Consider the following 23818-nt stretch of genomic DNA (forward strand, 5'->3'; position numbering starts at 1 on the left):
CGCAACTATACAATTAGTTGCGTAACGCAAGCAACGGCTGACGACGCGATAAGCGTCACAGCCGTTGCAGCGATACAGAAAACGAGTGGTCAGCGCTCCAACAGCGCGACGCACTCCACATGATGAGTCTGCGGGAACGCGTCGAATGCCCGCAGTCCACCGAGCCGGAAACCCTGTTCCAGATAGAGGCCGATGTCGCGGCCGAACGACGCCGGGTCACACCCGATATGGATTACCCGCTCGGCACCGGCCGACGCGATCGCCTCCACCACAGCGCGGCCCGCGCCGGCCCTCGGCGGGTCCAACACCACAACCCCCGGTGAGGGTGCCAACGGAGCAGCAGCACCCACGATTTTCTCGACCCGCTCACTGTGGAATCGGACCTGCTCGAGATCGGACAACGCTGCCCGGCCGTCCTTGACAGCTTGCGCGGAAAACTCGACGGATTCCACAATGCCGGTCGGACCGACAAGATCCGCCAGAACCGCCGCGAATACACCTACCCCGCCATAGAGATCCCACGCCGTAGCACCGGAATCCACGCCGGCCCAGTCCCGCACGACCTGTGAATACGCCTGGGCTGCACCACGATGCGCCTGCCAGAAGCCCGTCGCGGACAATGCCCACTCCCGGGATCCGACGCGCTCGAGCGCCGTCTCACTGCCCAGAGCGACACGTGTTTTCCGAGGCCCACTGCTGGCAGCGCGGCGCGCCGTCGCTCCGCGTCGACCCGGTGCGCCGCGCCCCGCCTTCGATACCCTCGGCGCACTGATCTCGACAACATGCGTCGCGCCCGTGGAATCGAGAACCACCTGCAGTTCGCTGCCCGGCGTCCACTGCGGACCGGCCAAACCGTCGTACGCACGCTGCTCGATCTGCGTGCAGCGCAGATCCGTCACGATCTTGTTACTGCGGTACCCGTGGTACCCCGCTTCACCATTGCCGTCGACGGCCAGGCGAACGCGAGTCCGCCATCCGGTGCCGTCGCCGGTTCCGGGCAGCTCCTCCACATCGACATCCGAGTCGACGCCCGCCAGTCGCTGAAGTTGCTCACGCACCACCGAAGTCTTCATCTCTCGCTGGATCTGCAGATCCGCATGCGAGTAGTCACAACAACCCGCGCCCCCTGGCCCCGCGATAGGACAGGTCGGATCAATTCGATGCGGGGAAGCCTCGAGGATCGAAATCGCGTCGGCGCGGGCAAACGAACCGCCCTTGTCCTCAGTCACCCGAACCAGTGCCCGCTCCCCCGGCAAACCGTGACGAACGAACACCACACGCCCCTCGTGGCGAGCGACGACAAACCCGCCGTGCCCGGGCTTTCCCAAATCAGCCTCGAAAGTCTGCCCGGTCCAATTCTCACTCAACGAACTACGCCTGCCGTTCCATACTCGGATAAATCACTTTTTGCCATCAGGGTTCTCCAGAATCGAACCCGACGTCAGGGTTCTCCAGAATCGAACCCGCGCCGGGTCGCTCCCGCTGTCTTTTCGAGGTCGAGAGGCTTCGCCTTCTCCGACGAGTTCAACTGCCACGGCACGCTGGTCACCATCACGCCGGGTTGGAAGAGCAATCGGCTCTTCAGTCGCAATGCGCTCTGGTTGTGCAGGATCTGCTCCCACCAATGCCCCACCACGTATTCCGGAATGAACACGGTGACAACGTCGCGCGGCGAATCGCGTCGCACCCGATTGACGTAATCGAGGACCGGCTTCGTGATTTCCCGGTACGGCGATTCGATCACCTTCAGCGGCACTGTCACGTCGCTCTTCTCCCACTGACGGACCAAGGCGCGAGTGTCGGGTTCGTCGACGTTGACGGTGATTGCCTCCAACGTGTCGGGCCGGGTGGCCCGGGCATACGCGAGGGCACGCATCGTCGGCATGTGGAGCTTCGAGACCAGCACGATGGAGTGGGTCCGGCTGGGCAGAACACCGTCCCATTCCTGCTCTTCGAGTTCGGTTGCGACGCTGTCGTAATGGCGCCGGATCATCTTCATGACACCGAAGATCGCGATCATTGCGACGATGGCGATCCACGCGCCGGCCGCAAACTTGGTGATCAGCACGATGATCAGAACCGCACCGGTCATGGCGAGACCGATCGAGTTGATCACGCGCGAGCGCTTCATCTTCATGCGCTGAGCCTTGTCCGTCTCGGACTTCAGATGACGCGTCCAATGCTTGATCATGCCGGTCTGGCTGAGCACGAACGAGACGAATACGCCGACGATGTAGAGCTGGATCAGTTTGGTCACTTCGGCACCGAAGACGACAACAAATGCAATGGCTGCACCGGACAGGAAGAGGATTCCGTTGCTGAACGCCAAGCGGTCACCGCGTGTGTGCAACTGACGAGGCAGGTAGCGATCCTGCGCGAGGATAGAACCCAGAACCGGGAATCCGTTGAAAGCTGTGTTCGCTGCCAACACGAGAATGAGTGCCGTCACGATCGCCATGAAGAAGAACCCGATCGGAAAACCGCTGAAGACAGCTTCGGCGAGCTGTGTGATCAATGTTTTCTGTTGATACCCTGCGGGCGCACCGACCAGCTGCTCTGCCGGATTATGCGCATAGACGATGCCGATCTTCTGAGCCAGAATGATGATTCCCATGAGCAGGACAATCGCGAAACCGCCCAGCATCAACAGTGTGGTCGCAGCGTTGCGGGACTTCGGCTTCTGGAAAGCGGGGACGCCGTTGCTGATCGCCTCGACGCCGGTCAACGCGGCGCAACCCGAAGAGAATGCGCGGGCGATCAAGAACGCGAAGGCGACGCCGTAGAGATGCGAGTCCTCGGCATTGAGCGTGAACGACGACGACTCGGCCTGAACGTCTTCCCCCAGAACGTAGATCCTGAAGAACCCCCAGCCGAGCATGACGAACATGCCGACGATGAAGGCATACGTCGGAAGTGCGAATGCGCTGCCCGACTCCCGGATACCGCGCAGATTCACCGCCGTGAGCAATGCGATCGCCGCGACTGCGAACAACACCTTGTGCTCCGCCACAAAGGGCAACGCAGACCCGATATTCGACGCTGCCGCTGAGATCGATACGGCAACGGTAAGCACGTAGTCGACCATCAGAGCACTGCCGACCGTCAAGCCTGCAGTCGGACCGAGATTGACCGTCGCAACCTCGTAGTCGCCGCCACCGGACGGGTACGCGTGAACATTCTGACGGTAGCTGGCCACGACCACAGCCATCACGATCGCGACGGACAAGCCGATCCACGGCGTGTAGGCGTAGGCAGAAATGCCCGCTACGGAGAGAACCAGGAAGATCTCTTCGGGGGCGTAGGCGACGGACGACATAGCGTCGGAAGCGAAGACAGGTAGCGCAATCCGCTTCGGTAGCAGCGTGTGCCCGAGTTTGTCGCTTCGGAACGGCCGACCGAGCAGGAGCCGCTTGGTAGCGGTCGAGAGCTTAGACACGAGCAAAGCGTAAGCCGTCCGCCTCGAATTCGAGTCATCAGCAGTGGAACTGCCCATAAACGACCCGAACGCGGCCGCCTTGCCCCGGTCGAAACTTGCTCTTCCCGCCAAGAGATGTACCGTTCGTTTCGGCGTGCAATCTCGCCGAGAAGTCCATGAACGGAGTAGGGCGTGTATGTCGTCATCATGGGGTGCGGCCGCGTGGGGTCTTCCCTCGCCGCATCTCTGACCAGGATCGGACACGAAGTTGCGGTCATCGACCGCGATCAAAGCTCATTTTTGCGTCTCGACCATGATTTCACCGGAACCAAAGTACTGGGTATGGGGTTCGACCGCGACGTCCTGATTCGATCCGGTATCGAACGAGCCGATGCCTTCGCTGCAGTGTCCTCGGGTGATAATTCCAACATCATCGCAGCGCGAGTCGCGCGCGAGATCTTCGGCGTCGAGCGCGTCGTCGCCCGGATCTACGACGCCAAGCGCGCCGCCGTCTACGAGCGTTTGGGCATCCCCACCGTCGCGACTGTTCCGTGGTCGACGGATCGATTCCTGCACACCTTGACCAAGGAAAGCCAGACCGCGAAATGGCGTGATCCGTCGGGCACCGTTGCGATCACCGAACTTGCGCTCCACGAGGATTGGGCCGGCAAGCCCGTCGCGGTCCTCGAGAGCGCGACCAATTCTCGGGTTGCCTTCATCATTCGATTCGGCACCGGAATCCTCCCCGATCGCAAAACCGTCATCCAGGCTGACGATCAGGTGTACGTGGCTGCAGTTTCAGGCACTGTCGCCGAAGCCATTGCCCTCGCTGGCAATCCGCCGCCGAGCGACGACTGATGCCGACTGCCGTGACTGATCCGAACCCGCAGCCACCGTCGCTGCACAACAACGTGATTGGAAAATCAAGGTGAAGGTTGCCATCGCCGGCGCAGGTGCCGTAGGTCGCTCGATTGCGCGTGAGCTCATTCGTAGCGCACACGACGTCATGCTGATCGAACGCAAACTCGAGCACATCGAGCCGGAATCCGTGCCTGAAGCCACCTGGATTCATGCTGACGCCTGCGAACTGAGCCGACTCGAAGACGCGGCCCTCGAATCGTACGAGGTCGTCATCGCTGCAACCGGCGACGACAAAGCCAACCTGGTTCTGAGTTTGCTCGCAAAAACCGAATTCGGTGTCCGCCGCGTAGTCGCCCGCGTGAACGATCCACGCAACGAGTGGTTGTTCGACGAGTCCTGGGGTGTCGACGTCGCGGTGTCCACTCCCCGAATGCTCGCATCACTCGTAGAAGAAGCGGTGTCGGTCGGCGATCTCGTCAAACTGATGACGCTACGCCAGGGTCAGGCCAACCTCGTCGAAATCACGTTGCCCGACAACACACCACTGGCCGGCAAGGCCGTCAAGCGTCTTGAACTTCCCCGGGACTGCGCGTTGGTCACGATTCTGCGTGGTGGCCGTGTCATCGTGCCTCAGATGGACGATCCGATCGAAGGCGGCGACGAACTCCTGTTCGTGGCAGCCGTGGACGCCGAGGATGAACTACGCAACGCACTTCGTCTCAACAGCTGACAACGAGAGGGAAATCGAATGACCGGAAACACCGTAGTCACAGATAATCCGACGCAGAGTCGCTTCGAAATTCATGTCGACGGAACCCTGGCCGGCATCGAGGATTACACCACCTCCGGTGATGTGCTCTCGTTCAATCACACCGAGATCTATCCGGAGCACGAAGGCCTTGGTCTGGCCGCCGTTCTCGTCGGCAGCGCGTTGGAGCAGCTTCGGGCCCGCGGCCTCAAGGTGCACGCGGTGTGCCCGTACGTCGTGAAGTACCTCGGCAAGCACCCGGAGTATCAGGACATCGTCAGCTGAGATCGCGTCGATCCGGGTCCTCGTCTATCGCGTCATCAAGCTCTTCGGTAGGCGAGGGCTCAACGATCCGATCTGCTTTGCGCACAGCCCAAATAGTGACCAGCAATGCGAGTCCCGTGAGCGGCCACCCCATCCCGATACGGGCAATGGCAAGCCATCCCGTGTGATCGGTGTCGTACAACTGCGACTGCACCAGGTACCGGGCACCGAACACCAATGCCCATGCCGCTGTGGCGATGTCGTAGAACCGTACAGCCCGGGGGTGTTTACGCCACAGATTTCCGTGACCGTTGAGAAATCCCCAGATGATGCCTACCAGAGGCCAACGCACCACGATCGACAACACGAACGCAGCGCCGTAGGCAAGGCTGGTGTAGATGCCGAAAAGGAAGTAGCCCTTGGCATCTCCGGTTCGGTACGCGATGAATGCGGACACACCCACGCCGAGAACACCCGAAATTGCGGGCTGGATCGATTCTTTGCGGAACACTCGCCAGGCCGCGATCAACACGGCCACGCCCAGCGCCGCCCAGATTGCGGCGGTCAGGTTCCAGATGCTGTTGACCGGGACAAAAATCAGAATCGGCACCGAAGTGTAGATCAGACCACTCAATCCGCCGAGTTGGTCCATGATCGATTGCTGTTTTGGTTCAGTCACCTGTCGAGGGTGCCACATCCGTCTGCATTCGCGACGAATGCGGTGCGCGTCTACTCTCCGCGCAGTTCGTAATAGGGGTTGAAGATCGCCTTACGGCCGTCCCGCTCGCCGACACGGCCACGGACCAGCAGGGTCTTTCCGGTTTCGATGCCGGGAATGCGGCGGCGGCCGATCCAGACCAGATTGATTACTTCGGTCCCGTCGAAGAACTCCGCCTCGATGCTTGCATTGCCCGACTTGGGACACGCATCGACGCTTCGGAGTCGACCCACCATCGTGACTTCTTCACCGCGCCGACAATCGCATGCCTTCTGGCCTCCGGCAGCCTCGATGGAATCGGTCATTTCCTGGGCATCCAACTGATCGATGTCCTCGGTGAGACGACGGGTCAATCGGCGAAAATATCCTGCGGCGGCGGGTGCCATTGCGCGCTCCTGCGAACAAATGTGACGCACGGGTTTCGCGTCACTGAAGGGCTGTGTGATCGCCACTGTAGCCCCAATACGATCGGGTAACCACACCGGTCGGTCGGCGATCTGGAGGCACCGGGCAAGATCAAGTCATGGTGCTCACACAATCCCCCACCGTTGCCGTCGTTCTCCCTGGTACAGGCTCCGATGCACACTTCGCAGAACGGGCGTTCCGTGGCCCACTCGATGCCCGAAGTGTGCTCACTGTCGCAATCGAACCGGACCCCCGGCGTGTCGTCGACAGCTACCTCGAGGCGATGGATGCCGCCGCGGCAGAATACGGCCCGATCTTGGTCGGCGGTGTATCCATCGGAGCCGCCGTTGCATTGCAGTGGGCCGCCCGCAATCCGAATTTGACGACGGGCGTGTTGGCGGCCTTGCCCGCATGGACCGGCGCACCCGAAGGGGCACCTGCCGCCGCAAGCGCACGGTTCACGGCGTCCCAGTTGCGCAGTGAGGGACTGGAATCGGTGATTGCAGCGATGCTTGCGTCCAGCCCGGCCTGGCTGGGCCGGGAACTGGAGCGCTCGTGGCGTTCCCAGTGGCCGGATCTGCCCTGCGCACTCGACGAGGCCTCGACGTACAGCGGGCTGACCGTAGCCGCGATGTCGAAAATCGGTGTCCCCGTGGGAATTGCGTCAGCCGTCGATGATCCTGTCCATCCCACGGCGATTGCTCACGAATGGGCAGCAGCGCTCCCCCACGCCCACGTCGGAACCTTGACGCTCGAACAGATCGGTCAGGACCCCGCGATCCTGGGGTCTACATGCGTCAAGGCACTCGCGGCGATCGAAACCGATACACCGCGAGTGCCTGAGTAAAACGATCGCTACTGACCCAATTGCTGCATGGCAGAACCGGATTCGCCGCGCCTCTGCGGCGGAGCCGGTTGCGCCGGGGCTTCCTGCTGCGCGGCGGCCTGCTGCTGATCTACCTGCTGCTGAGCCGCTGCCTGCTGCTGATCTACCTGCTGCTGAGCCGCTGCCTGCTGCTGCGCAATCATCTGCTGCTCATGCGCGGAGGCGAGCTGCTCGGCCAATGCCTGCGGCAATACGACCGGCAACGGCGTCCGAACCGGATGCGGTTCGGTTCCACGATTGACGACGGTATCGCGCAAAATGTCACGCGCTATTTCCACCAATTGTGTACCGGCCGCGGTCGATCCGCTGGGACCCGCCACGACACATCGCACCATCCAGCGCGGACCGTCGACGCCGATGAAACGCAGGTCCATGGCGGCGGTTTCGGCTACCAATTCGCGACCCCACGGGCCGTTCTCGATACTGACCGGCGAATTGTCGTCACGCAGCGACTGCGCCAACTCGCTGACAACTTCACGCCACTGACCAGGCGATTTGGGTGCCGCATACGCAGCGACGGTAACCCGCCCGTGTTCGGTGACCAGGTGCACAGCCTGAGGTGAACCGTCGGGTGCCATCTCCACCTGAAGTTGGCCGCCCGGGGGCATCGGCACCAGGACGGACCCGAGATCGAGTCGCTGACCGTCACGGCCGGCAGTGGGATCTTCGGAATCGATGTCCGCGAAATCGTACGGACCTTCGGTTTCGTCACTCTCGGCGTCGAAATCCTCGTCGATATTCACGGAATCGAGGTCTCCTTCGACCTGATCCGAGTTTTCGTTCTCGTCGCCGAAGAAACCCGTAGGTTCCTCGTCGCCGTCTGCCTTCTTCTTACGTCCGAACATGTTTCAGACTCCCTCTCCGACAGAACTGACACCTGTACCAGTGTCGAGTATCGCGTGTCCGCCGCTGGAACCGTGACCACCGGTACCGCGCGCCGTGTCGTCGAGCGACTCCACCTCAACGAATACGGGAAGCTCGACGCGCTGGACTACGAGCTGCGCGATTCGGTCACCCCGGCGAATCTCGATCGCGGTATCCGGATCGAGGTTGATCAAGCAGACCTTGAGTTCACCGCGGTAGCCGGCGTCGACGGTGCCGGGCGCGTTCACGATGGACAAACCCGACTTTGCGGCAAGTCCGGAACGCGGATGAATGAGTCCGACAGTTCCCATCGGCAAGGCGATCGCAACGCCCGTACCCACCAGGGTACGACGCCCCGGTTCGATGGTGACATCGCTGGTGGAGCACAGATCCACGCCTGCATCCCCGGGATGCGCACGCTGTGGAACCGGCAGTTCTGGGTCCAGTCGCTTCAAGGCGATGGAGAGTTGATCGCTCACGTCGGCCAAGACTACTCGTCGTGACCGACTATCCTTGACAGGTGCCCGAAACATCTCGACCTGACGTCGCTTCCACCACCCCCGCATCCACCACGCTCTATTCCGAGCGCCTCTGGTTGCCGATCTGGTGGTGGGCCGCCGGAATCGCTGTAGCCGCCCTGCTGGCCGCCGAGGTCCACATGGGCCGTCCGGGGCTTGTCTCGTACCTGGCATATGTCGTGCTGCTGCCGATCCCGATCTGGCTGTCGTTCTGGCTGAGCCGCACCCGCATCGAGGTCGTCGAGACCGGCGGAGTCAAGGAATTGCATGTGGGACGTGCGCACGTGCCCGTGGACCTGATCTCGCGGGCCGCTGCGGTCCCGGCTTCGGCCAAGAGCGCCGCCCTGGGTCGTCAACTCGACCCCGCCGCATTTGTTCAGCATCGACCGTGGGTCAAAACCATGGCCCTGATCGTCCTCGACGATCCGGAAGACCCCACGCCGTACTGGCTGGTGAGTACACGTCGCGCAGACGACCTGGTCGCTGCGCTCGACAAGTGATCACGAAGGCTTCACGCCTTCTATGCGCCGACCTGAACCCTCGGTCGACCCGAATTCAAATCGGGTCGACCGTCGGGAATCAATATCAGGCAGCGCAATCCATGCACACGAGCTGTCCATTGGCATCGCTGGCCAAACGGCTGCGGTGATGCACCAGGAAACAGCTGGAGCACGTGAATTCGTCGGCCTGCTTCGGCACGACGCGCACCGACAGTTCTTCGCCGGAAAGATCTGCACCCGGCAGCTCGAAGGACTCTGCGGTGTCGGTCTCGTCGATATCGACGACAGCCGACTGCGCCTCGTTGCGCCGCGCCTTCAGCTCCTCGAGTGAATCCTCCGATACCTCGTCGGACTCTGTGCGCCTCGGTGCGTCGTAGTCAGTTGCCATGTCGTCTACCCCTCATCCTCTTCGTGTATCCCGGTCCCATGAACGCCTGGAATCCGGTAGATCCCGCTATGCGCATGGAAACCGCCGTGGCATCGAGATCATTCCCTGTCGCTGCATAACGCTGCAGCGGAGGAAAAAGTGCCCGGAAGGTGCTCCCGAGAACGTGATCTGCGCCTCATTTGGTTGTCATTACGGCGTGGAGCCGACGCCCAGTCAAACGACCTGGGCCGCCAGACAGTAGCCGAAGTCGGAGCCAAAGTAGTAACCCAATCGGTCAATTCCGAAAAACGTCTACGAATTGTCACCAACTGCACAGCATTTTGTGATCTTCGCCCCTCCGAAAGTAGGCCGACGGGCGACTTGTGCGGCGACGTGGGAGAGATTCGACATCGCGCCCTCTAAGGTAGGCACCGAACGTCACGCCCTCTGCTCCGGCTTGGCGAGAAAAGCTCATGTTCGCCGAGAAAATCGAGGGATACCGTGGTTTCACTGATCACCGAAGGCAGCGCGAACGACGATCGTGGTCGTCCGTTCAAACGCCGACGAGTGTGGCCTGTCGTTGCGGTGTTCGCTGTACTCGCCGTCCTGGGCAGCACACTGTGGATCCGCATCCTTACGGCCGACGCGGCCCTGAGCGAGACCGTGGCGTGCAACCGTCCGCAGGCTTCCTCCGATCCGGCCGCCCCGGCGCCGCTGCCACTCGGAACGGTGGTGGATCGCACCACGCTACTAGACGTCGAGCCGGCGGCGCTGTCCGCAACCAGGGTTCGGGTATTCAACGCCAACGGCGAACATGGTCAGGCCTCCCAGGTAGCGGCACAGTTGAAGGACTACGGCTTTGCCAGTGCCCCGGACGTTCAGGTCGGCAACGACCCTGTCTACGTCGACCAGAACATGCAGTGCCAAGGCCAGATTCGCTTCGGCGCAAACGGAACTGCCGCCGCTAGCGCGGTGTGGCTGGTCGCGCCCTGCGCGGAGTTGATCAGGGACGGCCGCACCGACGACACCGTCGACTTGGCACTGGGCACCTACACACCGTCCAGTTTGTCTCCCAGCACCGACGCAGCCGAGATCCTTCGTGCCCTCGCGGAGCAGCCTGCTAATGCACAGGCCGCCCCGATGGACATCGGACTCCTCAAGGCAGCCCGTACCGCTAGGTGCTGATCGGTTCGCCGCCGCCCCCGGCAGTGAGCATGTGTGCAAAGTCGTCGGCAATTCCTGCAGCGCAGGCGTAGACGATCTCTCCCCCGGCTGACGTCGAATTCGGTCCGGGTATCCGAATGACAGCGCCGGCTTCCTCCGCGATCAGCGACCCGGCCGCCCAATCCCACGGACTCAACCCGTGCTCGAAATGGGCGTCGACGCGCCCCGTTGCGACCATGCACAAATCAAGTGCAGCCGAACCGATCCGCCTGATGTCACGTACCTGCGGCAAGATCTCGGCGATCAGTCGTCCCTGAACCTTCCGACGTTTGGCGTCATAGCCGAAACCCGTGGCCACCAACGCCATTGACAGGTCCGTCACCGAATTGGAGGCGAGCTCACTGACGTTGCCGTCGACGTCGGTCATCGTTGCTCCGCCGCCGCGATGCGCGGAGTACGTCGCACGCATGGACACGTCCACCACCGCACCCGCTACCGACATGCCATCGATCTGTACCGCAACCGACACGGAGAAGGCCGGAATACCGTAGAGAAAGTTCACGGTTCCGTCGATCGGATCGACTACCCAACGGACACCGTCACAATCATCAGTGCCGCCACCTTCCTCGCCGAGAATCGAATCCGCCGGCCGAAGTTTCGCGAGCAGATCCCGAATCACTTCTTCGGTCTCGGTGTCGACGATCGTCACCGGGTCCGTCGGGGTGCTCTTGACCTCCACCGAATCATCGTGAAGTACACCCGAACCCACTACTCCGAATACTTCGGGACGCCGTGCCCGAACGTGTGCCGCCGCGGCCTCCGCGACCGTCACCGCCACCACTCTCAGCACTGCTGGATCTACCGAATTTGCGGACACGTCGGACAGGGAAATCTCTTGTGAAGGCACTCGCCCATCGGAACACATCGGCATGCAGGGCACCACTCGTCGGGCCTGAAGGTTAATGTTTGCGTGCGGCAATCACGACGTTCTCATTCGAGCCCTCAGGAGTATCAGGCGATGACAACCACAGGTTTCGGTATCGATGTCGGCGGCAGTGGCGTCAAGGGCGGCACTATCGACTTGAACACCGGCGAGATGATCGGCGACCGCATCAAGATTCTGACGCCGCAACCTGCCACTCCGGACGCGATAGCCGCGACAGTGGCGCAGATCGTCGAGCAGGCCGGCTGGGACGGCCCCGTGGGCATCACGTTGCCGGCTGTGATCACCGGCGGCATCGCGCGCAGTGCCGCGAACATCGACAAGTCGTGGATCGGAACCGACGCGTCGGCCTTGTTCGGCACAGCGCTCGGCGGACGCGCAGTCACGGTCCTCAACGACGCCGACGCCGCCGGCATCGCCGAAGACGCGTTCGGCGCCGGCAAGGACACGTCGGGCGTAGTCATCTTGCTCACCTTCGGCACCGGCATCGGATCGGCCGTTCTGCACAACGGTGTCCTGTTGCCTAACACGGAGTTCGGTCACCTCGAAGTCGACGGCAAGGAAGCCGAGCACCGCGCTGCGTCGTCGGTGAAGGAAAAGAAGGACCTGAGTTACAAGGAATGGGCCGCCGAGGTGTCCAAGGTTCTCGTCACTTTCGAGAACTTGCTCTGGCCAGATCTATTCATCGCCGGCGGTGGCATCAGCCGCAAGCACGAGAAGTGGATTCCGTTGCTCACTAACCGTACGAAGGTGGTTCCCGCCACTCTTCTGAACACTGCCGGCATCGCGGGAGCAGCTCTGGCGTCGTCCCAGTCTGCGACTTCCGCCTGACCGGCCGGGTGAAATCGGGGATGAAATAGCCGTTACCGGCCGTCGTGACGTAAGAGTTTCCTGAGAGTCGTTACAATGGTGAAGTCCGGCTGCGCGCCGGCCACAACCATTGACCTCTCCGCCGGATCACCACTCTGGCGTGACGCCGCACGACACCGTCACGAAAGGGCGTACGTGGCAGCCACCGATACACGTCAGACTGCTGATTCTCCATCAGAGTCAGAGCCACAATCTCCAGCCGTGGAGGCGGCCACTGTCTCAGCTCCGGCTACCGTCACAGCTCCGGCTGCAAAGAAGGCCCCGGCTAAGAAGGCCCCCGCCAAGAAAGCAGCAGCAAAGAAGGCTCCCGCCAAGAAAGCTCCGGCAAAGAAAGCCGCTGCCAAGAAGGCCAGCCCGAAGAAGGCCGGAGATCCCCTGGACGGCGCCGAAGACGGCGATGTTCAGTTGGAAGACATCGACATCACGGATGGTGATCTCGAAGAGGCCGAGTCCGATGTAGTCGAGGTCGTCGCCGTCGGCGAGGACGAAGAGACTGCCACCGCGGAGCCGACCGACAAGGACAAGGCTTCCGGAGACTTCGTCTGGGACGAAGAAGAATCCGAGGCTCTGCGCCAGGCTCGTAAGGATGCCGAACTGACGGCCTCCGCCGACTCGGTTCGTGCCTACCTCAAGCAGATCGGCAAGGTCGCACTCCTCAACGCAGAAGAGGAAGTCGAGCTCGCCAAGCGCATCGAAGCCGGCCTGTACGCCGTGCAGATCATGGCCGACCTGGCCGAAAAGGGCGAAAAGTTGCCCGCAGCCCAGCGCCGCGACATGAGCTGGATCTGCCGCGACGGCAACCGTGCCAAGAACCACCTTCTCGAAGCAAACCTCCGTCTGGTCGTATCGCTCGCCAAGCGTTACACCGGCCGCGGCATGGCCTTCCTGGACCTCATCCAGGAAGGCAACCTGGGCCTTATCCGTGCAGTCGAGAAGTTCGACTACACCAAGGGCTACAAGTTCTCGACCTACGCGACGTGGTGGATCCGTCAGGCCATCACCCGCGCGATGGCCGACCAGGCCCGCACCATCCGTATCCCGGTGCACATGGTCGAGGTCATCAACAAGCTCGGCCGCATCCAGCGTGAGCTGCTCCAGGATCTGGGCCGCGAGCCCACCCCGGAAGAGCTCGCCAAGGAAATGGACATCACGCCCGAGAAGGTGCTGGAGATCCAGCAGTACGCGCGTGAGCCCATCTCTCTCGACCAGACCATCGGCGACGAGGGCGACAGCCAGCTCGGTGACTTCATCGAGGACTCCGAGGCAGTTGTCGCAGTTGACGCCGTCTCGTTCACCTTGCTGCAGGATCAGTTGCAGTCTGTCCTCGAGACGCTGTCCGAGCGCGAAGCCGGCGTCGTTCGCCTCCGCTTCGGCCTCACCGACGGCCAGCCGAGGACTTTAGACGAAATCGGACAGGTCTACGGCGTCACGCGCGAGCGTATCCGTCAGATCGAATCGAAGACCATGTCGAAGCTGCGCCACCCGTCGCGTTCGCAGGTATTGCGCGACTACCTCGACTAGCCACAACATTTACATCCAGAACGGCCCTCGGATCCTTGATCCGAGGGCCGTTCTGTTATTTCGACAAGATCTCAGTTGAGAAGTTTTCCTGCAGCGACGCGATATCTGCGTCGGTGAGACCCAATCCCTGCCGACGTAATTGTCAAAGTTGCCGTACTTCTGGTCGAAGGCCGCAAACGAAGCATCGAGCCAGGACTGCTCGAACCGGCTGGACCGCGAAACGATCGCTTCACGACCGCCCGGAAGCGCCGGGCCGGGGGACGTACCGCCCAGATAGTGATTGCTCAACATGTAGTCGGCATTCACCGCCTCCCGGTCCACGCCGGGATGGTGAGCAGAACTGCCGTCATCCGCCCGTTGCGGTCCTTGCCCGACGTGCGGTGAGACATCACCGCGCCGTTGGCAGCTTCGACGTTTGTCAGTGCGTCGTGAAACGCCTTGCTGGCGACGAAATCAGGCTTTGGTACGAACTTTGATGTACATCGAGGCGACAGGTTCGACAATTCTTGCCGCAACCGGACCGATCACTGCCATCAGGAGAACGTATGCCGTTGCGAGCGCCGCCAATTCAGCCTCGACGGCACCGGCAGAGACGGCAAGTCCAGCGATGATGATCGAGAACTCACCGCGTGCAATCAGTGCTGCGCCGGCGCGGGCCTGACCCATCCGAGCCACACCTTGTCGCTTGGCGGCCCAAGCACCCGTCATGAGCTTGGTGACAGCCGTGACCACGGCCAGCAACGCCGCCCACCCGATGACCGGCGGAATTGTGCTCGGATCAGTGTTGAGCCCGAACACGACGAAGAACATGGCCGCGAACAGATCTCGCAGCGGCTCGAGGACCCGACTGGCATTGCGTGCCGTCGAACCCGAGATCGCGATACCGAGAAGGAAGGCGCCGACGGCGGCTGATACCTGCATCGCGGAACTGATGCCAGCTACCAACAATGCCGCACCCAGCAATTTGAGCAGCAACGTCTCACTGTCGGGGCTGTCCAGCAGAGCGGAGACATAGCGCCCATATCGCAGTGCCACCACGAGAACCACGGTGATCACCAACAGCGAGATTCCCACGGCTTCCAGCCCACCCATGAAGCTCACGCCGGCAAGCATCGCCGTCAAGATAGGCAGGTAGAGCGCCATCGCGAGATCCTCGAACACCAGGATCGACAAGACGACCGGCGTTTCACGGTTACCCAAACGCCCGAGGTCGCTGAGAACTTTCGCAATGATTCCCGACGAGGAAATGTAGGTGACACCGGCCATGACCGTCGCACCGACAACACCCCAGCCCAGCATGAGTCCGACTACCGCGCCCGGTGTCGCGTTGAGGACAAGATCGACCAAGCCCGCGACCCGCGAGCGTTTGAGCCCAGTCATCAACTCCGCTGCGGTGTACTCGAGGCCAAGCAGAAGCAAGAGGAGAACAATGCCGATTTCACTGGCGAGGTGCGAGAACTCACCGATATCGCCGAGCTGAATGAATCCGCCCTGCCCGAAGCACAGGCCGCCGATCAGGTAAAACGGGATCGGCGACATGCCGAACCGAGCTGCAAGCCTTCCGAGTAATCCGAGCACGAAAAAGACCGCGCCGAGTTCGATCAGCGCGAGGGTGGTTGTGTTCACGCGTCAGTCAGCCGTTGGTCAAGATTTTTGCCGCAGCGGCGAGACCGTCCGGTGTCCCGACCGCAACCAGGAGATCTCCCCCGGTAAAAGTGAAATCAGGGTTCGGCGACGGGTTCACCTGCCCCGCGCGCATGACTGCAACAATCGAGACACCGGTGCGTGTTCGCATTCCCGTATCACCGAGAGTCTGTCCGTCGTAGCGGGAACCGTCCTTGATGTACAACTGCTTCGTACGGATCCCGGGAACATCGCTGTGCTCCTCTTCGAGTTGCGCAACCAACTGAGGCGCACCCAGAAGATTGCTCAACGCAGCGGCTTCTTCCGTGGTGAGCGGCAACGAGGCAGCACAGGCATCGGGATCATCTGCCTTGGAGACGATGAGGTCGGTATGACCGTCACGGTGAGTGACGACACCCACGCGGCGACCGGAAGCCAGGACAAAATCTTTGCGAGTCCCGATGCCCGGTAGTGGGGTGACTTCTACATTCATAGATCAACGGTAGCGCCGATCGCCGACATCCACCGCAATAGGGTTGCAATTTGCTGCTCGCTACTCGCAGCCTTCACCGCAGTGCCGGAAATACCCCGTTCACGTCGGGCCGGTACTCGGTGACAGACATGACGGCGCCGACGGGTATCGGACCGAAGAGATGCGGAAATCGCATCGAATCCGGATCCGCCGGAACTCCTGGCTCCCACTTCACGTCTGCGCCCAACAGCGCGGGATCGAGGGTTAGCAATACGACGTCGTCCCGGCCCGCAAAAATCCGATTGGCCGGCAGGTGAACTTGGTACGGAGTCGACATGTGAACAAATCCTTCGGCCGCAAATCTGTCCGGAATGCGCTCACCGATCTCCTGCGCGCGCTCCCATTCGGCGCGCGTGCACATGTGTAGCAACTCGACGGGTTCGCTCTCGTTCTGTCCGGATTCCGGTTTCATCGGCCCAGACTATCGAGCTGTCGGCGAAAAATTCGAATCAGCTGTCAGCGAACAATTTCAGCACCAGAACCCCAGCCCAGCGCATTTCCAGTGAGACACGACACTAAGAAACGTATGCGGGAACAACCCATGAACCCCAAACGTCTGTAAGAGTGGATCTACCGCGCCATTCCGACGCGGCGGACCAGGCCCCAGGCACACGGCACGAAAGCCGCTAGCCAGTACGGAGGAGTCATGCCCGGAACACTGACCAGCCCACAGTTGACCGCTGCCGACCGGTGCGACCGGTGCGGTGCCGGAGCCCGCGTACGCGCGGTGCTTCCCACCGGCGGCGAGCTTCTCTTCTGTGGACACCACGCAACCGAACACGCGGATCGACTTCGCGAGATGAATGCCGTCGTCTCCGAGAGTGAACCCGCAATCTGACCAGTCAGCCGGGGGTGGCCTCTTCACGAGGCGCACCATGAACGCCGAAACGGGCGATCACATTTATGTGATCGCCCGTTTTGCCGTCTTCAGCTAGCCGACTTCGGCTACCAACTTCGCAGAATCGCGATGCGTTCGGTGAGCTGATCGACCGTTGCGATGGCCGTCGGCGGGCCACCGCACACCCGACGCAATTCCGCGTGAATGATTCCGTGGGGCTTTCCGGTGCGGTGCACGTTCATCGCAACCAGTCCGTTGAGTTCCTTGCGCAATGCACCCAGTTGATCAGCTGCCGCAGCGCGATCCGACACGACAGCTGCGGTCGGTGCCGGCGCGGCAGCCTTCGCAGTGTTGTTGTCGACCTGTGCTGACTGACGCTGACGCAGCAGCGCGCGCATTTGATCGGCGTCGAGCAACCCAGGCAACCCGAGATAGTCGGCTTCCTCGTCACTTCCGGAGAACGTCGCGGTTCCGAAGGAGGAACCGTCGTAGATCACCTGGTCGAGTTCGGCATCGGCACCGAGTGAGGTGAATGCCTTCTCCTCTTCGCCCAGCTCGTCCTTCTGCTTGTTGGCGTCAGCAAGCAGATCGTCGTCGAGCCCGTCCTTCTCACGGTGCGGCTTACCGAGGACGTGGTCACGTTGCGCTTCCAGCTGCGACGCCAGATCCAACAGAACCGGCACCGACGGCAGGAAGACACTCGCTGTCTCCCCCTTGCGACGCGAACGCACGAAACGGCCGATCGCCTGCGCGAAGTAGAGCGGGGTCGAGGCACTAGTCGCATACACGCCGACCGCCAGACGTGGAACGTCGACTCCTTCCGACACCATGCGCACGGCGACCATCCACTTGTCGTCACTAGCACCGAATTCGGCAATCCGTTTCGAGGCTGTGGGGTCGTCGGAGAGAACCACCGTCGGCACCTCACCGGTGATCGCGGTCAAGGCCTTGGCGTATTCACGAGCGACCGTCTGATCGGTCGCGATGACCAAACCGCCGGCGTCGGGCATGCCGCCGCTGCGCAACTGCGCCAAACGAGTGTGTGCTGCGTGCAGGACGGCAGGAATCCAGTCGCCCGTAGGGTCCAGGGCGGTGCGCCAGGCCCGAGCCGTCTGTTCGGCGCTGAGCGGTTCACCGAGCCTGGCCGTGAATTCTTCGCCGGCATTGTTGCGCCAACGAGCTTCACCCGAATAGGCGAGAAACACCACCGGACGAACAACGCCGTCCTTGAGTGCATCGGCGTAGCCGTAGGAATGATCGGCTTTCGACCGCAGCAGACCTTCCTTGTCGGGCTCGTACTGCACGAAAGGGATTGCGCTGTCATCACTTCGGAACGGAGTTCCCGTCAAAGCCAATCGGCGGGTCGCGTCACCGAATGCTTCCTGGATGGCCTCGCCCCAACTCTTGGCGTCTCCGCCGTGGTGGATCTCGTCGAGGATGACCAGCGTCTTGCGTCCTTCGGTGCGCACCCGGTGTTTGGTGGGATGCGCCGCAACCTGGGCGTACGTCAGAACAACACCGTGATAGTCGCTGGACGTCTGGCCGGTGGAGTTGGAGAACCGCGAGTCGAGAGCCAGGCCCGAGCGCTGCGCCGACTCCGCCCACTGATGTTTGAGGTGCTCGGTGGGCGCGACAACCGTGATCTGATCAACGGTTCGATCACGGAGCAACTCCGACGCAACCCGCAACGCAAACGTCGTTTTGCCGGCACCCGGAGTTGCCACCGCGAGGAAATCTCGAGGACTGCTCGACAGGTACTTCGTGAGCGCACGTCGCTGCCAGGCGCGAAGCGACTGCATCGAGGCGGCAGGTTGCCCTCCGGTGCTCTCGGACGAGTTGTCGGCGTCGGCCTGCCCTGTCACTTCTGCCGCCCCGCTAGCTCTAACCGCAACTGCCTCAGACGTCATCGGCCGCGCCTCCGCTGGATTCGCACTGGTGTCTCGAGCTCCTAGATTTTTTCAATGAATGTCCGGCGACGAGCGTAACCGCAGCCACCGACGAAAGCCGCACCCGAAGTACTTCGGCATGGCCGGATTCACTGGAAGGGCGTTCTCCACCAGGGATTTAGAGAGACGACGGACACAAGTTGTGTCAGAAAAAAATGCGACACAGCAGTGCTGCAGTTGGGCAACCTGGCATGTCATCAGGAATGCTGGAGTGATCATGAGCGACGAGCCGGACCAACAGTCTCACGAGAGTGATCTACATCACCGTAGATGGCACCCGTTGCGCCGTACCGGTCAATTGATCGGGCGCACTCTCAGCAAGGCGTGGGACGACTCGATCTTCGGGAAGGCCGCAACCGCTGCGTTCTGGCAAACCTTGTCACTCGCACCGTTGCTCCTGGGACTGCTCGGCATGATCGGTTATATCGGCGGCTGGTTCGGCCCCAACACGGTCGAGATCATCGAATCGAAGATCGTCACCTTCAGCGGAACGATCTTCAGCGAAAGCGTCGTCGATCAGATCATCAGGCCGACGGTCACGGATATCCTCCAGCGCGGTCGGCCCGACATTATTTCGGTGGGTTTCCTGCTGTCACTGTGGGCCGGGTCCTCGGCCATCTCGACGTTCGTCGATTCGATAGTCGATGCTCACGGCCAGCAAGACGCACGCAACCCGATCTGGCAGAGAATCTTCGCGTTGCTGCTGTACGTGATGTTCCTGACCATGGCGGTGTTCACGCTGCCGTTGGTCGCACTCGGCCCCACGATGATCGGCCGGGCACTCCCACCGTCCTGGTACGAAGTTGGCTCACATTTGGTCGACACTTTCTACTATCCCGCGGTCGGCCTACTGGTGATCATCGGTCTCACGACGCTCTACAAAGTCGCCTTGCCCAAGTCACTGCCGTGGCACCGACTTCTCGCCGGGGCGCTGGTGGCGGGTGTGTTCTTCATGGCGGCAAGTACGGGTCTTCGCTGGTACCTAGGATTTGTGTCGAGCGCCGGATACACGTACGGCGCCTTGGCGACGCCGATTGCTTTCTTGCTTTTTACGTTCTTTCTCGGTTTCGCGGTGGTGCTCGGTGCCGAGTTCAATGCCACGGTCCAAGAATTCTGGCCGGCGCGCGCGACCCGCATGGAACAGGTCCGCGAGTGGCTTGTCGCGCAACAGAGCGACGACGACGACGTCGGCCCGGTGGCAAGCCTGACATGGCGTCTGACTACCAGCCCCATCCGCATCTCCGGCGACAAGGCCGACCCTGCGACGGTTCCCTCGTATGGGCGGCCGCGGAGTCTGCGCGCGAATTCGGACACGACGAACCCGGCGGTCGATGTCGAAACTGTCGATCCGCCGAGTTCGGATTGTGTGTCAGATCACGCAGAGCAGGATCACTCGCCGCTAGATCACGCGGAGCGCGATCACTCGCCTTTACGTAGTCCTTCGTAGACCTTCTTGCAGTCGGGGCAGACCGGCGATCCAGGTTTCGCCGATTTGGTGACGGGAAAGACTTCACCGCACAGCGCGACAACATGGGTGCCCATGACGGCGCTTTCAGCAATCTTGTTCTTCTTCACGTAATGGAAGAACTTGGGGGTGTCGTCGTCGGTTGTTTCGTCTGTGGAAACGTCGGGACGTTCCTTGGTTTGAGTGCTCACCCCTCCAATAATGCCGCCTCCTTCGCGGGGATGCGACCGACGGGTCGTGTGTGCAATTGTCGGCCGAGAGTGGAACAGTGGACCCATGGCACGAAATGGCGCGTTCGGCGAGTCCGACGAAGCCGGAACACCCGACAATCCCGTACTGATTACCGCAGCACAGCTCTCCGTCGAAGAGCAGCACAAAGCGCGAGTCCGGAAGTACATGACGATCATGGCCTTCCGCTTCCCCGCCTTGATCTTTGCCGCCATCGCCTACGGCATCTGGGAAAACGGCTGGGTCTCGATGCTCATCATCGGTGCGTCCATCCCGCTCCCCTGGATCGCGGTCCTGATCGCCAATGATCGTCCCCCGCGAACCAAGGACGAGCCCAGCCGTTACGACGGCCCACGGCACAACTCCGGGGCCCTCGAAGCAGGAACACACCACACGATCGAAGGTTGACTCGCGTCCACTGACGGTGCACCTGCGAGAATGCTCGAGTGAGAAGCGAAACACTCCTGTCCATCACTCCGGCACTACGTACCGCCTTGCGTCGCAATCAGTTCGACACCGGAACCCTTCTGGAAACCTTGGGTCCGGAAGCTCACGCTGCCCTGGGCCGCAGTGAGCCGGTTCCCGTTCGACGCGCCAGCCGCGAGCACGGTGATCTCGGTGTGCTCGTTCGGCTGTTCCTTCTCGCCGACGACTGTCCGCGCTCAGATGTCGAAGCTGCCCTGACGCCGCTGAGCGTCGACGATGCCATCGACGCGGGACTGCTCGAAGGTGACAACTCCGTCGTGCGTGCAGCGGTCGATCTACGTCCCCTCGACGTCGGTGCCGGAGATCGCTGGGTGATCTCGGACCTGGACGGTGGAATTCGCCGGACGCAGGCCACAACGAGTGATCACGTTCTCGGCGTGGGACATGCATCGCTGTCACTACTGCAGGCAACACCGACCGCACGCGTCGGCAGTGTTCTCGATGTGGGTACCGGCTGCGGAATCCAGGCTCTGCATGCAATGACTTACGCAGATTCGGTGACCGCGACGGACATCAACCAGCGAGCGATCGATCTCACCGCCGCCACCATGGCGCTCAACGGCCTCGACGTCGAATTGCATCAGGGTTCCTGGTTCGAGCCGGTGGAGGGACGCACCTTCGATCAGGTTGTCGCGAATCCCCCGTTTGTCGTCGGCGAGGCGCGGGTTCACCACACGTACCGCGACTCGGGACTAGATCTCGACGGCGCCAGCGAATTGATGATTTCTCGTTCCATCGACTACTTGAACCCAGGCGGCACGGCAGCACTGTTGGCGTCGTGGGTGCACATCGAAGGCGAAGACTGGCGATCACGCATCGCGTCGTGGCTGCCGGCGCACGGCGTCGACGCCTGGGTGGTTCAGCGCGACGTCGCGGATCCCGCTCTGTACGTCGGAACCTGGCTCAAGGACGGTGGCCAGGATCCTCGCGATCCGGCGACGGAGGCTCGTGCCAACGCCTGGCTCGACCATCTCGAAGAGTCACACGTCGAAGGTGTCGGCTTCGGGTTCGTCTTCCTGCGCCGTACCGACTCTCCGACCGACTTGATGGCCGAGGACCTTCTGCAGGGCTTCTCCGACCCGCTCGGCCCCGAAGCCCTGGCCTACTTCGATCGCGTCGCGTGGCTGCGCGAGCACGATGTACTGCAGGAACGGTTTGTCGTCGATCCGAATACTGCACTCGAACGCGTCTACCTGCCGGGTGAGGAAGGGTGGCAGCAGGTGGTCACCCGAGTCCACCGCGGCAACGGCCCACATTGGCAGCACGAGATCGACGATCTGGGAGCCGCTCTTCTCGCGGGCCTGCGTGCCGACGGTTTGGTCGTAGCGGAGTTGGTGGAACTCCTCGCTGCGGCCAACGGTGAAGACCCCGAAGTCCTGAGCGGCGGGGTCGTCAGCCTGTTGCTATCACTGGTTCGTCACGGATTGGTGTTGCCCGTCACAAATTGAGTTCCGATCAGGTTGCAGATTTTCGAGTTCTCAGCAACTTCTCAGGACGAGAACGGGAACACTGCAGTTCAGGGCGCTTTCGGAGAATTCGCTGCGGGAACTTATCTGGAACTCTCACACGTTGAACCTTGTGAGAGACCGCCGATAGGGAGGCAAGTCATGACAAGCCCCAGCACCACTACTCGCATTCGCCCGAGCGCTGCGGATCTGGACGCCCAGAGCCCGTCCGCAGACCTGGTTCGTGTCTATCTGAACGGAATCGGACGCACCGCGCTGCTGACAGCAGCCGACGAGGTCGAACTGGCGAAGCGAATCGAAGCGGGGCTGTTCGCCAGCCACGTTCTCGCCACGGGAAAGCGCCTGACAGTCGCCAAGAAGAGGGATCTCGCAACGATCGTTCGTGAAGGTCAGTCCGCGCGGAGCCACTTGCTCGAAGCCAACCTGCGACTGGTCGTGTCCTTGGCCAAACGCTATACAGGACGCGGTATGCCCTTGCTGGACCTCATCCAGGAAGGCAACCTCGGACTCATCCGAGCGATGGAAAAGTTCGACTACGCCAAAGGCTTCAAGTTCTCGACGTACGCAACGTGGTGGATCCGTCAGGCGATCACCCGCGGTATGGCTGATCAGAGTCGCACCATCCGGCTCCCAGTCCATCTCGTGGAACAGGTCAACAAGCTTGCCCGCATCAAGCGTGAACTGCATCAGCAACTTGGACGTGAAGCAACAGACGACGAGTTGGCCGAAGAGTCGGGCATTCCTGCCCACAAGATTGCCGATCTCCTCGACCACAGCCGCGACCCGGTAAGCCTGGACATGCCGGTGGGCAGCGACGAAGAAGCTCCCTTGGGTGACTTCATCGAAGATGCCGAAGCAACGTCAGCCGAGAACGCCGTCATTGCCGGTTTGCTTCACAGCGACGTCCGCAGCGTGCTCGGCACTCTCGACGAGCGTGAACAGCAGGTCATCCGTCTGCGCTACGGTCTCGACGACGGCCAGCCTCGCACCCTCGATCAGATCGGCAAGCTCTTCGGACTCTCCCGTGAGCGTGTCCGCCAGATCGAACGTGAGGTCATGGGCAAGCTTCGGGTCGGCGATCGCGCCGAGAAGCTGCGCTCGTACGCCGACGCCAGCTGATCCAGTCAGTACATAAAGCCAAAGACACCGGCCCGGTTCGTTTCCACTCGGAAACGGATCGGGCCGGTGTT

The 23818-nt window shown here is 61.7% G+C and carries 28 protein-coding genes; 13 read left to right on the forward strand and 15 right to left on the reverse strand.

Translation table 11 applies throughout. The features are described from left to right. Nucleotides 1–89 precede the first annotated feature (89 nt). Together MTX36_RS04235 and MTX36_RS04240 are read right to left on the reverse strand one after the other, a co-directional pair. Entirely contained in the window at nt 90–1367 is a 1278-nt protein-coding gene (locus MTX36_RS04235; RefSeq protein ID WP_243618489.1) for a class I SAM-dependent RNA methyltransferase, read from the reverse strand. Between the two features lie 74 nt (nt 1368–1441). Then, on the reverse strand, nt 1442–3436 hold the full coding sequence (locus MTX36_RS04240; RefSeq protein ID WP_243618490.1) for an APC family permease: 1995 nt from the start codon (nt 3434–3436) through the stop codon (nt 1442–1444). A 171-nt stretch (nt 3437–3607) separates the two neighbouring features. Between MTX36_RS04240 and MTX36_RS04245 the strand changes: the two genes are divergently transcribed. The 3 genes from MTX36_RS04245 to MTX36_RS04255 all read left to right on the forward strand — a co-directional run bounded on the left by MTX36_RS04245 (nt 3608) and on the right by MTX36_RS04255 (nt 5309). After that, complete coding sequence (locus MTX36_RS04245; protein WP_243618491.1) at nt 3608–4273, forward strand: TrkA family potassium uptake protein; 666 nt, start codon at nt 3608–3610, stop codon at nt 4271–4273. 70 nt (nt 4274–4343) lie between these two features. Beyond that, nucleotides 4344–5006 carry a TrkA family potassium uptake protein gene (locus MTX36_RS04250; protein ID WP_243618492.1) on the forward strand — a complete coding sequence of 221 codons (663 nt, stop codon included), beginning with the start codon at nt 4344–4346 and terminating at the stop codon, nt 5004–5006. Nucleotides 5007–5024: 18 nt separating this feature from the next. Then, nucleotides 5025–5309, forward strand: a complete 285-nt coding sequence (locus MTX36_RS04255) for a GNAT family N-acetyltransferase (protein ID WP_243618493.1) — start codon at nt 5025–5027, stop codon at nt 5307–5309. Here MTX36_RS04255 and MTX36_RS04260 read toward each other — a convergent pair. Together MTX36_RS04260 and MTX36_RS04265 are read right to left on the reverse strand one after the other, a co-directional pair. Continuing rightward, nucleotides 5302–5985 (reverse strand): DUF3159 domain-containing protein, encoded by a 684-nt coding sequence (locus tag MTX36_RS04260; protein WP_279394172.1) that lies wholly within the window; start codon nt 5983–5985, stop codon nt 5302–5304. The genes MTX36_RS04255 and MTX36_RS04260 overlap by 8 nt on opposite strands. A 32-nt stretch (nt 5986–6017) precedes the next feature. Continuing rightward, complete coding sequence (locus MTX36_RS04265) at nt 6018–6392, reverse strand: OB-fold nucleic acid binding domain-containing protein (RefSeq protein WP_243618495.1); 375 nt, start codon at nt 6390–6392, stop codon at nt 6018–6020. A 137-nt stretch (nt 6393–6529) separates the two neighbouring features. Between MTX36_RS04265 and MTX36_RS04270 the strand changes: the two genes are divergently transcribed. Then, the gene (locus tag MTX36_RS04270; protein WP_243618496.1) at nt 6530–7258 is read left to right on the forward strand and encodes an alpha/beta fold hydrolase; all 729 of its coding nucleotides are present in this window, start codon (nt 6530–6532) and stop codon (nt 7256–7258) included. Nucleotides 7259–7266: 8 nt separating this feature from the next. On the opposite strand, the gene MTX36_RS04275 is transcribed toward MTX36_RS04270, so the two are convergent. Together MTX36_RS04275 and dut are read right to left on the reverse strand one after the other, a co-directional pair. Further along, complete coding sequence (locus MTX36_RS04275; RefSeq protein WP_243618497.1) at nt 7267–8142, reverse strand: DUF3710 domain-containing protein; 876 nt, start codon at nt 8140–8142, stop codon at nt 7267–7269. 3 nt (nt 8143–8145) lie between these two features. Beyond that, nucleotides 8146–8640: a dUTP diphosphatase gene (gene dut / locus MTX36_RS04280; RefSeq protein WP_243618498.1), complete on the reverse strand. Its 495-nt coding sequence runs from the start codon at nt 8638–8640 to the stop codon at nt 8146–8148. 41 nt (nt 8641–8681) lie between these two features. On the opposite strand from dut, the gene MTX36_RS04285 reads away from it, so the two are divergent. Beyond that, complete coding sequence (locus tag MTX36_RS04285; protein WP_243618499.1) at nt 8682–9179, forward strand: DUF3093 domain-containing protein; 498 nt, start codon at nt 8682–8684, stop codon at nt 9177–9179. Nucleotides 9180–9264: 85 nt separating this feature from the next. On the opposite strand, the gene MTX36_RS04290 is transcribed toward MTX36_RS04285, so the two are convergent. Beyond that, nucleotides 9265–9567, reverse strand: coding sequence for a DUF4193 domain-containing protein (locus tag MTX36_RS04290; protein ID WP_003942593.1), 303 nt, complete (start codon nt 9565–9567; stop codon nt 9265–9267). A gap of 480 nt (nt 9568–10047) precedes the next feature. Between MTX36_RS04290 and cei the strand changes: the two genes are divergently transcribed. After that, nucleotides 10048–10731: an envelope integrity protein Cei gene (cei, locus tag MTX36_RS04295; protein WP_243618500.1), complete on the forward strand. Its 684-nt coding sequence runs from the start codon at nt 10048–10050 to the stop codon at nt 10729–10731. Here the strand turns inward: cei and MTX36_RS04300 are convergent. Further along, complete coding sequence (locus MTX36_RS04300; RefSeq protein WP_243618643.1) at nt 10721–11635, reverse strand: inositol monophosphatase family protein; 915 nt, start codon at nt 11633–11635, stop codon at nt 10721–10723. The two genes, cei and MTX36_RS04300, sit on opposite strands and share 11 nt — an antisense overlap. A 93-nt stretch (nt 11636–11728) precedes the next feature. Between MTX36_RS04300 and ppgK the strand changes: the two genes are divergently transcribed. Beyond that, complete coding sequence (gene ppgK / locus MTX36_RS04305) at nt 11729–12484, forward strand: polyphosphate--glucose phosphotransferase (RefSeq protein ID WP_243618501.1); 756 nt, start codon at nt 11729–11731, stop codon at nt 12482–12484. Nucleotides 12485–12559: 75 nt separating this feature from the next. Next, the gene (locus MTX36_RS04310; protein ID WP_279394173.1) at nt 12560–14044 is read left to right on the forward strand and encodes an RNA polymerase sigma factor; all 1485 of its coding nucleotides are present in this window, start codon (nt 12560–12562) and stop codon (nt 14042–14044) included. A gap of 9 nt (nt 14045–14053) precedes the next feature. Here MTX36_RS04310 and MTX36_RS04315 read toward each other — a convergent pair whose 3' ends face one another. From MTX36_RS04315 to MTX36_RS04330, 5 genes are all read right to left on the reverse strand, one after another. Next, nucleotides 14054–14335, reverse strand: a complete 282-nt coding sequence (locus MTX36_RS04315; RefSeq protein WP_243618645.1) for a hypothetical protein — start codon at nt 14333–14335, stop codon at nt 14054–14056. 11 nt (nt 14336–14346) lie between these two features. Further along, entirely contained in the window at nt 14347–14436 is a 90-nt protein-coding gene (locus MTX36_RS30490; protein ID WP_374230418.1) for a hypothetical protein, read from the reverse strand. Between the two features lie 61 nt (nt 14437–14497). Next, a complete protein-coding gene (locus tag MTX36_RS04320; RefSeq protein WP_243618502.1) occupies nt 14498–15670 on the reverse strand; it encodes a cation:proton antiporter in 1173 nt (390 codons plus the stop codon). Nucleotides 15671–15677: 7 nt separating this feature from the next. Beyond that, nucleotides 15678–16160 carry a cation:proton antiporter regulatory subunit gene (locus MTX36_RS04325; protein ID WP_094272564.1) on the reverse strand — a complete coding sequence of 161 codons (483 nt, stop codon included), beginning with the start codon at nt 16158–16160 and terminating at the stop codon, nt 15678–15680. 73 nt (nt 16161–16233) lie between these two features. Next, a complete protein-coding gene (locus MTX36_RS04330) occupies nt 16234–16611 on the reverse strand; it encodes a DUF952 domain-containing protein (RefSeq protein WP_243618503.1) in 378 nt (125 codons plus the stop codon). A gap of 234 nt (nt 16612–16845) precedes the next feature. Here MTX36_RS04330 and MTX36_RS04335 point away from each other — a divergent pair, with 234 nt between their 5' ends. Continuing rightward, nucleotides 16846–17037: a hypothetical protein gene (locus MTX36_RS04335; RefSeq protein ID WP_003942643.1), complete on the forward strand. Its 192-nt coding sequence runs from the start codon at nt 16846–16848 to the stop codon at nt 17035–17037. 107 nt (nt 17038–17144) lie between these two features. On the opposite strand, the gene MTX36_RS04340 is transcribed toward MTX36_RS04335, so the two are convergent. Next, nucleotides 17145–18944 (reverse strand): DEAD/DEAH box helicase, encoded by a 1800-nt coding sequence (locus tag MTX36_RS04340; protein ID WP_374230419.1) that lies wholly within the window; start codon nt 18942–18944, stop codon nt 17145–17147. Between the two features lie 256 nt (nt 18945–19200). On the opposite strand from MTX36_RS04340, the gene MTX36_RS04345 reads away from it, so the two are divergent. Then, nucleotides 19201–20430 carry a YihY/virulence factor BrkB family protein gene (locus MTX36_RS04345; RefSeq protein ID WP_243618504.1) on the forward strand — a complete coding sequence of 410 codons (1230 nt, stop codon included), beginning with the start codon at nt 19201–19203 and terminating at the stop codon, nt 20428–20430. Here the strand turns inward: MTX36_RS04345 and MTX36_RS04350 are convergent. Beyond that, complete coding sequence (locus MTX36_RS04350; RefSeq protein ID WP_094274965.1) at nt 20403–20639, reverse strand: DUF3039 domain-containing protein; 237 nt, start codon at nt 20637–20639, stop codon at nt 20403–20405. The genes MTX36_RS04345 and MTX36_RS04350 overlap by 28 nt on opposite strands. A gap of 85 nt (nt 20640–20724) precedes the next feature. On the opposite strand from MTX36_RS04350, the gene MTX36_RS04355 reads away from it, so the two are divergent. The 3 genes from MTX36_RS04355 to MTX36_RS04365 all read left to right on the forward strand — a co-directional run bounded on the left by MTX36_RS04355 (nt 20725) and on the right by MTX36_RS04365 (nt 23747). Then, nucleotides 20725–21084 (forward strand): DUF3099 domain-containing protein, encoded by a 360-nt coding sequence (locus MTX36_RS04355; protein WP_243618505.1) that lies wholly within the window; start codon nt 20725–20727, stop codon nt 21082–21084. A gap of 38 nt (nt 21085–21122) precedes the next feature. Next, the gene (locus tag MTX36_RS04360; RefSeq protein WP_243618506.1) at nt 21123–22610 is read left to right on the forward strand and encodes a class I SAM-dependent methyltransferase; all 1488 of its coding nucleotides are present in this window, start codon (nt 21123–21125) and stop codon (nt 22608–22610) included. Between the two features lie 159 nt (nt 22611–22769). Further along, nucleotides 22770–23747, forward strand: a complete 978-nt coding sequence (locus MTX36_RS04365) for a sigma-70 family RNA polymerase sigma factor (RefSeq protein ID WP_094272559.1) — start codon at nt 22770–22772, stop codon at nt 23745–23747. Nucleotides 23748–23818 lie beyond the last annotated feature (71 nt).

Source organism: Rhodococcus sp. ARC_M6, from assembly GCF_022810305.1.
GTDB lineage: Bacteria > Actinomycetota > Actinomycetes > Mycobacteriales > Mycobacteriaceae > Rhodococcus_F.

Excerpts from the sequence above, each read along its gene's own strand:
- MTX36_RS04255 (WP_243618493.1), top strand. The coding sequence starts at position 5,025 with ATGACCGGAAACACCGTAGTCACAGATAATCCGACGCAGAGTCGCTTC.
- MTX36_RS04260 (WP_279394172.1), bottom strand. The coding sequence starts at position 5,985 with ATGTGGCACCCTCGACAGGTGACTGAACCAAAACAGCAATCGATCATG.
- MTX36_RS04265 (WP_243618495.1), bottom strand. The coding sequence starts at position 6,392 with ATGGCACCCGCCGCCGCAGGATATTTTCGCCGATTGACCCGTCGTCTC.
- MTX36_RS04270 (WP_243618496.1), top strand. The coding sequence starts at position 6,530 with ATGGTGCTCACACAATCCCCCACCGTTGCCGTCGTTCTCCCTGGTACA.
- MTX36_RS04275 (WP_243618497.1), bottom strand. The coding sequence starts at position 8,142 with ATGTTCGGACGTAAGAAGAAGGCAGACGGCGACGAGGAACCTACGGGT.
- MTX36_RS04290 (WP_003942593.1), bottom strand. The coding sequence starts at position 9,567 with ATGGCAACTGACTACGACGCACCGAGGCGCACAGAGTCCGACGAGGTA.
- MTX36_RS04300 (WP_243618643.1), bottom strand. The coding sequence starts at position 11,635 with ATGTGTTCCGATGGGCGAGTGCCTTCACAAGAGATTTCCCTGTCCGAC.
- ppgK (WP_243618501.1), top strand. The coding sequence starts at position 11,729 with ATGACAACCACAGGTTTCGGTATCGATGTCGGCGGCAGTGGCGTCAAG.
- MTX36_RS04310 (WP_279394173.1), top strand. The coding sequence starts at position 12,560 with ATGGTGAAGTCCGGCTGCGCGCCGGCCACAACCATTGACCTCTCCGCC.
- MTX36_RS04315 (WP_243618645.1), bottom strand. The coding sequence starts at position 14,335 with ATGTTGAGCAATCACTATCTGGGCGGTACGTCCCCCGGCCCGGCGCTT.
- MTX36_RS04325 (WP_094272564.1), bottom strand. The coding sequence starts at position 16,160 with ATGAATGTAGAAGTCACCCCACTACCGGGCATCGGGACTCGCAAAGAT.
- MTX36_RS04330 (WP_243618503.1), bottom strand. The coding sequence starts at position 16,611 with ATGAAACCGGAATCCGGACAGAACGAGAGCGAACCCGTCGAGTTGCTA.
- MTX36_RS04335 (WP_003942643.1), top strand. The coding sequence starts at position 16,846 with ATGCCCGGAACACTGACCAGCCCACAGTTGACCGCTGCCGACCGGTGC.
- MTX36_RS04340 (WP_374230419.1), bottom strand. The coding sequence starts at position 18,944 with ATGACGTCTGAGGCAGTTGCGGTTAGAGCTAGCGGGGCGGCAGAAGTG.
- MTX36_RS04345 (WP_243618504.1), top strand. The coding sequence starts at position 19,201 with ATGAGCGACGAGCCGGACCAACAGTCTCACGAGAGTGATCTACATCAC.
- MTX36_RS04355 (WP_243618505.1), top strand. The coding sequence starts at position 20,725 with ATGGCACGAAATGGCGCGTTCGGCGAGTCCGACGAAGCCGGAACACCC.
- MTX36_RS04365 (WP_094272559.1), top strand. The coding sequence starts at position 22,770 with ATGACAAGCCCCAGCACCACTACTCGCATTCGCCCGAGCGCTGCGGAT.